Below are 3,662 nucleotides of genomic sequence, written 5' to 3' on the forward strand. Positions count from 1 at the left end.
ATTGCATACAGATTAGTTGTGACTCGGTTATTCTATAGTGCCTTTTGCCACAGTAACAGTTCGGGATGGCTGCAGTAGAGCCTGTGCAGTAGGGCCAGTTCTTTCCAGATCCCGATACTGTAAGCATTAACAGACTCACGGAGCCGGGGTGGCGCAGACACTAGATGATAGAGCTGACTGGAGTCAGCCCAGCCTCAGAAAGTCAGTGCTGAATAAATAGCCAGACATTGTAGAGGGCGTATATTGAGAGCAGAAAAACGCCAGCCACTCTGCCTAAATGTCGAGGTTTCCTGCCAATCAGGCAAATCAGGGTCAACAGTATCGTCATGCCCAGCATGACGGGATAATCTCGCAGTATAACCGCTTTGTCCAGTGCTCCGGGAGCTACCAGTCCAGGCATGGAGAGAACTGCCAGGAGGTTAAATGTGTTAGAGCCGATCACATTGCCCAAGGCAATATCATGGTGGCCTTTTATGGCACTGGTAATGGAAGCAGCCAGTTCTGGCAGGCTGGTACCAATGGCGACAATCGTCAGCCCGATCACCAGATCGCTGATGCCCAAGGTCCTGGCGATCTCAGTGGCTCCCCATACCAGCAGCTGTGAGCTGCCCAATAATAATAAAAGACCAGAACCCAGCATGAACCAGGCTTTTGCCGGAGAGAGTTCTGGAATTTCCTCATCTTCCACTACTGACTCATCCGGGTGTTGTTTCTGCCAGTGAATCAACAGGTAGAGGGTAATGACAAGGCCTGCCAGCAGGATCAAGCCATCTATTCTGCCCAGATAACCATTGGCAACGCAGAGGCCGGCAACAATGGTGATCACCAGTAGAAGAGGGATTTCCCTTTTTGTCAGAGCTTTCTTAACAGGCAGGGGAGCTATAAGGGCAGTAACACCCAGAACCAGACCTATGTTGGCGATGTTTGAACCCATGGCGTTGCCCACTGCCAGCCCCGGGAATCCTTGCAGGGCAGCCGTCAGAGAGACCAGGATTTCAGGTGCAGAGGTGCCTATAGAGACCACTGTCAAACCGATTAACATTCTTGACACGTTCAGATTGCTGGCTGTGGCAGCAGCACCTGCAACAAAACAGTCTGCACTCCAGGTCAGGATAATAAAGCCAACCAGAATGGCAGCAAGGGCAATGAGCATAGGAGGAATTCTCTTATCTAATTTGGGGCGACTGGCCGAAATGGTTTTTTTACATTGGAAGCGGCAAGATGATTTTATTTAGCCATTTTTTTGTTAAAAAACCATTATCTGGAAAGGAGGCAGTCATTCTCGGGATCGACGAGTTTGTTAGCATGGATCAACCAATCCAAGCTTAAGTGGAAATCGTTGAGTCTAAGTCTGTTGATAGTGAAAAGATAGTAAATAGCCAGTAAAGAAGCAGTTTGGATGTCGTGATACTAATAAGGATACGTACTGATAGTTCAAAAAGTAGCCGAGAGTCGTCATAATGAGAGGCGGGTAGTGGTAAGCTGTCAGGTAGTGTCGGTTACTGCTTGGTGCAGTCCATACATATACAAGGAATCGCCTTCCAATGTCAGAGGCAAGTGATAACTTTATAGAGATCCATGGTTTGACGTTCCATCGCGGCGATCGAACTATTTTCAAAAATGTTGATATCACCATCCCAAGGGGAAAGGTGGTCGGTATTATGGGGCCGTCCGGTACCGGTAAAACAACGTTATTGCGTTTAATTGGGCGTCAACTTCGCTCTGACTCCGGACAGATCTTTGTGGATGGCCAGAATCTTGATTTGCTCTCCCGTGAAGAGCTGTTTCGTACCCGCCGCAAAATGGGCATGCTTTTTCAGAGCGGTGCTCTCTTTACCGATTTGTCGGTGTTTGAAAATGTCGCCTTCCCTCTGCGCATTCATACCAGGCTGGCTGAGCCAATGATTCGGGATATTGTGTTTATGAAACTGGAGGCGGTGGGGCTGCGAGGGGCGTGGTCGTTGATGCCAGCAGAACTGTCAGGTGGGATGAACCGTCGCGTGGCACTGGCCAGAGCTATAGCACTGGATCCGGCCATGGTGATGTACGACGAGCCCTTTGTAGGGCAGGATCCCATAGCTATGGGCGTGCTGGTCAAACTGATCAGGATGTTGAACGAAGCACTGAATATCACCAGTATCGTGGTATCACACGACCTTCATGAAACGGCATCCATTTCGGACTATCTCTACCTGTTAGCCGACGGTGAATTGATTGGTCAGGGTGAGCCGGACAGTCTGATGAACTCCACTGATTCAAGGATTAAGCAGTTTATGAATGGGCTTTCCGATGGTCCGGTGCCATTCCATTACCCGGCACCAGATTATAAAGAAGTATTGTTGGGTGGGGGGACTGGATGAGTACAGGTATTCTTGACAGAGTGACACAGCTCGGTCGTTTTGGGCTGGATCAGATTCAATCCGTGGGTCGGGCAGGTATTTTTCTTGTGCTGGCTATTTTCTCCCGTGCCGGCTTCAGTAAACGCTTCTCCTTATTAGTTCAGCAGCTCTACAGCGTCGGCGTAATGTCGCTGATTATTGTTACTGTGTCAGGGCTGTTTATTGGCATGGTATTGGCGTTGCAGGGTTACAATATTCTGATTCGATACGGCTCGGAAGATGCGGTGGGGCAGATGGTGGCTCTCAGCCTCCTGAGAGAGTTGGGGCCGGTTGTTACAGCTCTGCTGTTCGCCGGACGAGCAGGCTCTGCCCTGACGGCTGAAATAGGTTTGATGAAAACTACGGAACAACTGTCCAGTATGGAAATGATCGGGGTTGATCCACTCAAGCGGGTCATTGCTCCGCGATTCTGGGCAGGGGTTATCTCCATGCCATTGCTGGCCGCCATTTTCAGTCTGGTCGGTATATTGGGAGCAGTGATGGTCGGCGTGGATTGGCTGGGTATTTATGAGGGCTCTTTCTGGGCCACTATGCAGGCTTCGGTCAGTCTGGTGGCGGATATAGGCAATGGGCTGATCAAAAGTCTTGTATTTGGTTTTGTCGTGACCTGGATAGCCGTATTCCAGGGGTATGATGCCATCCCCACTTCAGAGGGCGTCAGCCGGGCCACAACAAGGACGGTTGTTTACTCTTCACTAGCCATTCTGGGGCTGGATTTTATTTTGACCGCTGTCATGTTTGGAGAACTCTAAGATGCGGATGAGAACGGTAGAGATAAGTGTCGGCGGTTTTATGTTGGCCGGGATGCTGGCGCTGGTTGTACTGGCACTAAAAGTCAGTGGGCTTTCATTGGAAAGCGGCAGGCAAACCTACACCGTGACAGCCATGTTTGATAACACCGGAACCCTTAAGCCAAGAGCCAAAGTAGCCCTGGCCGGTGTCATCATTGGCAGAGTCACCAAGGTTGAACTCGACAAGCAGACCTATATGGCCAAGGTTGAGATGGAAATCGATTCTCATATAGATAACATACCCAGCGACAGCACCGCCTCCATCGTGACAGCAGGGCTTTTGGGTGAGAAATATATTGGTATCAGTATTGGCGGAGATACAAACTACATCAAACCCGGTGGTCGCTTCGAGGATACCCAGTCAGCTGTTATTCTGGAAGAGTTGATTGGCAAATTCCTTCTGGGTTCAGTCGATAAGGACTAGCAGCCTGTCGGACTTAAGCGTCCGTAGCGAGGATTGCAAGAAATTGAG

General features: G+C 49.9%; 4 protein-coding genes. 3 read left to right on the forward strand and 1 reads right to left on the reverse strand.

Translation table 11 applies throughout. The annotated features are described in order from the left end of the window. Positions 1 to 202 precede the first annotated feature (202 nt). A complete protein-coding gene (locus tag KDK18_RS07310) occupies positions 203 to 1,153 on the reverse strand; it encodes a calcium/sodium antiporter (protein ID WP_257254229.1) in 951 nt (316 codons plus the stop codon). Positions 1,154 to 1,544: 391 nt separating this feature from the next. Between KDK18_RS07310 and KDK18_RS07315 the strand changes: the two genes are divergently transcribed. From KDK18_RS07315 to mlaD, 3 genes are read left to right on the forward strand one after another with little or no spacing between them, the layout of a single operon-like run. Beyond that, positions 1,545 to 2,360 (forward strand): ATP-binding cassette domain-containing protein, encoded by an 816-nt coding sequence (locus tag KDK18_RS07315; RefSeq protein ID WP_257254230.1) that lies wholly within the window; start codon positions 1,545 to 1,547, stop codon positions 2,358 to 2,360. Next, on the forward strand, positions 2,357 to 3,151 hold the full coding sequence (gene mlaE, locus KDK18_RS07320; protein WP_257254232.1) for a lipid asymmetry maintenance ABC transporter permease subunit MlaE: 795 nt from the start codon (positions 2,357 to 2,359) through the stop codon (positions 3,149 to 3,151). Before KDK18_RS07315 ends, mlaE begins: the two co-directional genes overlap by 4 nt. Before the next feature lies 1 nt (position 3,152). Then, on the forward strand, positions 3,153 to 3,614 hold the full coding sequence (gene mlaD, locus KDK18_RS07325) for an outer membrane lipid asymmetry maintenance protein MlaD (protein WP_257254233.1): 462 nt from the start codon (positions 3,153 to 3,155) through the stop codon (positions 3,612 to 3,614). Positions 3,615 to 3,662 lie beyond the last annotated feature (48 nt).

Source organism: Endozoicomonas sp. SESOKO3, from assembly GCF_024606255.1.